Here is a 5,205-nt window from a genome sequence, read left to right on the forward strand (position 1 = left end):
CGGGGCGTCCTGCCCCGCACGGGAAGCGCCAATAAATCGGCGCTTCCCTAAGCCGGCACTGTTCAGATGGGTGCCGCCGCGGCACACCCTGCATCAGGGATCAAGACATACCCATCGCTCGCCGGTTTTCGGTTTGTCGCGCGAACAACCTGCTGATGCCTGTTCTCTTTCTCGAACCTCGCCCCTCGAAACTCGCGACTTTCCGCCATATCGCGGGGATCAGTTGCATGGGATAGGTTGTGCGGCAGTGTCAGGGCCTTGTGGGCCCGCTGTCTTGGGATGGGGCCGCAAGGCTTGCGCCGCACTGTCCACGCCGTCCTCCGTGACCCGCAGGAATTCGCGGCCGAACAGCAGCGGCAACAGGGCGTAGGGCATGACCACCAGCAGGCCTGCCATGGAAAGGTTGTCGATAAACATGGAAAAACTCCTCGGCGCAAGGCCGGGCAGCTGGCGCGGGGCGTCGATAGACAGCGAAACACCCGCCCCTTTTTTAAGTGTGAGTAATTTAGCAACCACTAATATTATTGTCCAGGTGGCAAGGTTCCGTACTGCGCCATGGCTGTAGCGCGCAGACTCTGTAACACTTGAGTTTGATGGTCTAAATTGACGGACCGTCTTCCAACGCGCGGGGCAGCATCAGGGCGTTGGCTTCTCGCAGAACCGCTTTGCGCAGAGAGTCATTGACCAGCCCATGGCCGGCGACAGCACCAGACCCTCCACTGACGATAGGTCCCAGCTTCCGGAACAGGGAACGCAAACCAAGCCGTTGGGGCTTGCCGGGCGGATTGCTCGGGCCTTCATCAACACGCCGGTCACCCCGATGCTGCTGCTCGGGTGTCTCTGCATCGGTCTGATCGGCCTCTTCTTTACGCCGCGGCAGGAAGATCCACAGATCTCCGTGCCGATGATCGATATCTTCGTGCAGTACCCGGGGGCGTCCGCCAAGCAGGTGGAGAGCATGGTGACCGAGCCCCTGGAGCGGATCATGAAAGAGATCCCGGGCGTGCGGCATGTCTACTCGGCCACCCAGCGGGGTGCGGCGATCGTGACAGTGCGCTTCTACGTGGGCGAGGAGATGGGCGACTCCATCGTCAAGGTCCACGACAAGCTCCAGTCGAACCTGGACAAGATGCCGCCGGACGTCGAGATGCCGCTGGTCAAGCCCGTGAGTGTCGACGATGTGCCCGTCGTAACGGCCACCTTGTGGTCGAACGACGTCAGCGACGCCCAGCTGCGGACCCTCGCATTGGACGTGCTGCAGGAGCTGGGCTCCGTGAAGGACACGGGTAAGGGCTTCGTCGTCGGCGGACGTGAGGAGCAGATCCGCGTCGAGGTGCTGATGGAGCGGCTTGCGGGCTATGGCGTGACGCTGGACCGCATCGCCGGCACCATTCAGAGCGCCAACGCGGAGCGCGCCACGGGGCAGAGCGAGTCGAGCGGTGCCGCCTTCAATGTCTACTCCGGCGCTTTCCTGCGCACGGCAGATGATGTGTCCCGCCTGGTGGTGGGCACGCAGGGCGGGCGGCCTGTCTACGTCCGTGACGTGGCCATGGTCTCCCACATGCCGGAGGACACAGAGCAGATCGTCACTTACTCCACGGGGCGGGCCTACGAGGGTGACGCGCCGGCCGATGGCGCTCAGGCGGTGACCCTCGCCATCGCCAAGAAGGAGAAGACCAACGGCGTCACCGTCGCCAGAGCGGTGCTGGAGAAGCTGGAGAGCCTCGAGGGGACGCTCATTCCCACCAACGTCCACGTCGAGATTACCCGCAACTACGGCAAGACCGCCAACGACAAGGTCAACGAGCTGTTGCAGGCGATGTTCGAGGCGGCGGTGATCGTTTCCATCCTATGCCTCATCGGACTTGGCGCCCGGGCGGCCTTCGTGGTGATCACCGTGATCCCGGTGGTGATCCTGCTCACGATCTGGTGGGCCATGGTGGTGGACTACACCATCGACCGCGTCAGCCTGTTTGCGCTGATCTTCGCCATCGGCATCCTGGTGGACGACGCCACGGTCGTGGTGGAGAACATCTTTCGGCACTGGCTGGAGGTCGGCAAGACCTCCATCGCCGACGCCGTGCGCGCCGTAGACGAAGTGGGCAACCCAACCATCCTTGCCACCTTCACCATTATCGCGGCCCTGTTGCCGATGGGCTGGGTGAGCGGCCTGATGGGCCCCTACATGCGCCCCATTCCAGTGCTCGGCTCCTCGGCCATGTTCTTCTCCTTGGTGGCGGCCTTCGTATTTACACCTTGGTTTGCGCTGCGCGTACGCCCCCGCATGGCGGCCCTGCGCAAGGCGGAGCGGCGCGAGGAGCTGACTCGCCGCGTCATCGGGCGCATCTACCGGCCCATCGTGCTGCCGCTCATCGAGAATCGCAGCCTGGGCGTGTCCTTTCTTGTGACGGTCATTGCCGTCACCGCCGGCGTCTGTCTGCTCTTCTACACCAAGACGGTGCCCGTGAAGATGCTGCCCTTCGATAATAAGCCGGAGTTCAGTGTCGTGGTGAACATGCCGGAGGGCACGGCGCTGCCGGAGACGGCCAACGTGGTCCGGCAGCTGGCGGAGAAGGTCCGGGAGGTTCCGGAAGTCACTGCGGTACAGACCTACACCGGGACGGCGCAGCCCTTTAACTTCAACGGCATGGTGCGTCACTACTACTTGCGCGCCAATCCGTGGGAAGGGGATCTCCTGGTCATGCTCGAGGACAAGACGGAGAGGGAGCGAGGCAGCCACGAGATCGCCGTTGCCGCACGGGAGCTGCTCGGGCCGCTGGCGCAGAATCTGGGCGCGCGCATCGCCGTGGTGGAGATGCCGCCGGGGCCGCCGGTGCTGCAAACGGTGGTCGCTGAGATCTATGGGCCGAATGAGTCCGTGCGCCGGCAAGTCGCGCGCGACATGACGGAGATGTTCGAGGAGGTGGAGAGCATCGTCGACGTCGACAACTACATGGCCGAGCCCTACGAGTACTGGCGCTTCGATGTGGACACCGAGAAGGCCGTGCGCCGGGGCATCTCCGTGGACGCCATCAATCAAGCCTTGGCCATGGCCATGGGCGGCTTCAAGGTCGGCGACGTCAAGCGCGGCACCGTGCAGGAGCCCACCTACATCGTGCTCCAGGTGCCGCTCGCCAATCGCGCCGAGCTCAACACACTGGGCAGCCTACCCATACGTTCGCCGAGCGGCGAGACCATTCCCTTGTCGGAGCTTGGCCAATTCGTCAAGCGCCTAGAAGATCCGATCATCTACCACAAGGATCTGCGTCCAATGGAATATGTCGTGGGCGAGATGGAGGGGCGCCTTGGCGCGCCAATCTACGGCATGCTTGAGGTGGAAGAGCTGCTTCGCGACTACACGACGCCGGACGGCGTCCAGATGACCGGCATGCCCGGGGGGCTCATCGGGCCGCCCCCTGACGACGCTGAGTCGGGGTTCGAATGGAGCGGGGAGTGGACGGTCACCTACGAGACGTTCCGCGACATGGGTGTCGCCTTCATCGCGGCACTGCTCCTGATCTATGGGCTGATCGTCTGGGAGTTCCGCGACTTCGCCCTGGCGGGGCTCATTATGTCGCCCATTCCGCTCACCCTCATCGGCATCATTCCCGGACACTTGGTCATGGGTGCGGAATTCACCGCCACGTCCATGATCGGTCTCATCGCGCTCGGCGGCATCATCGTGCGCCAGTCCATCCTCATCGTCGAGTTCGTGAAGATAGAGGTCGCCAAGGGCAAGAGCGTGCGCGAGGCGGCGGTGGACGGCGCCGAGATCCGCATGCGGCCCATTCTGATCACCTCGCTGACGCTGATGGCGGGCGCCTGGGCCATCATCCAGGATCCGATCTTCCAGGGCATGGCCGTGAGCCTCTTCTTCGGCGCAGGCGTGGCCACGCTCATGGCTGTGATTGTGATCCCGCTCGGCTGCATCAGTCTGCGCAAGCACTTCTACCTGCTGGAGGCCGAAAGCGGCGAGATCGAGCTCTCCGGGCGGTACGCGGAGGTGGAGGGGACGCCCATCGAGCAACCCGGCGCCAGCAGTATGCGCACGCCCTTGTGGGTCAGCCTGTGGAGCGGCTTGGTGGCCGCGGTAATCTGGCTGCTGGGTATCCTGAGCCGATTGGGGGCGGTCATCTGGCGCGCGCTGCTGGCACTGTTCGGCCGCGTTCCGCCGGAAGATGATGACGGCTCGGGGCCAGCGTCCGGCGGAGGTGGCCCATCCGGCAGCGGAACCGGGGCTAGGGCAGTCTCCGGCGCCCGGCGCCATGACCCGGCGGCGGCGTCGACCTCCGCCGCTGCGCGCGGCTGGGAGCAGTCAGCGGCGCCGACACCGGCGTCGTTGGTGTCGCCGGCGGCTCCTGTGAAATCCGAGCAGGCGGATACATCAGCGGCACCGGCCCCACCGGTTCCGGCGCGGGCGGCGACCAAGAAGGCCGCAGCCAAGAAGGGCACCACCAAGAAGGGCACCACCAAGCAGGCCGCGGCGAAGAAGAGCGCGGCTGCGAAAAAGGCCGCCGCGACCAAGAAGACAACGGTACGCAAGACCTCCAGCGTGAAGAAGACTGGGGCAACGCGCAAGCGTTCTGCGAACAAGACAGGCGCAGCGGCATCGAGCGACACATCCGGCAAGTCAGAGGGCCAGGCGCAGGGCACCGCGCGTCCCAACAGCAGCTCGCGCCCGCCGAGCAGCCAGTGAGGGCGACGCGGCGGCGACATTGGGTGGGAGGCGAGGCGATGCGGGACTTCTTCGAGTCCGAGCACATCGCGCGGCACAAGATGACCCTCGGCAAGCACACCGGGCCGCAAGCGGACGAGGCCGGCGGATGACCGGCGGCTGGCTCAACACCGTCGAGCGGGTCGGCAACCGGCTGCCCGATCCTTCCACGCTCTTCGCCCTGGGCACCCTGATGGTGATGCTGCTCTCGCAGCTCGCTGTCTGGCTGGGTTGGGAGGTGACGCGCACGCTGGAGCGGGACGGGGCGCTGGTCACCGAGCCCATCACGCCCGTCAGCCTGCTGGATGCCGACGGTCTCTGGTGGCTCCTGTCAAACTTGGTGGATAACTTCGTCGAGTTTCCGCCGCTGGGGCTCGTGCTGGTGGGGCTGCTCGGCATCGGCGTTGCTGAGCTCTCTGGCCTGCTGCCGGTGCTGCTGCGGCGGCTGCTGGCGGCCGCGCCTGGGCGGCTCTTGGTTCCCATGACCGTCT

The 5,205-nt window shown here is 65.1% G+C and carries 3 protein-coding genes; 2 read left to right on the plus strand and 1 reads right to left on the minus strand.

The genetic code is table 11. The features are described 5' to 3' along the window. Positions 1-219: 219 nt before the first annotated feature. On the minus strand, positions 220-417 hold the full coding sequence (locus I6U14_RS13650) for a hypothetical protein (protein WP_296900070.1): 198 nt from the start codon (positions 415-417) through the stop codon (positions 220-222). A gap of 274 nt (positions 418-691) precedes the next feature. On the opposite strand from I6U14_RS13650, the gene I6U14_RS13655 reads away from it, so the two are divergent. Further along, positions 692-4,696 (plus strand): efflux RND transporter permease subunit, encoded by a 4,005-nt coding sequence (locus I6U14_RS13655; RefSeq protein WP_296900071.1) that lies wholly within the window; start codon positions 692-694, stop codon positions 4,694-4,696. Positions 4,697-4,823: 127 nt separating this feature from the next. Next, a partial coding sequence (locus I6U14_RS13660; protein WP_296900072.1) for an AbgT family transporter occupies positions 4,824-5,205 on the plus strand: 382 nt, incomplete at its 3' end.

Origin of the sequence: Thiohalocapsa sp. (assembly GCF_019695415.1) — a bacterium.
Lineage (GTDB): Bacteria > Pseudomonadota > Gammaproteobacteria > Chromatiales > Chromatiaceae > Thiohalocapsa.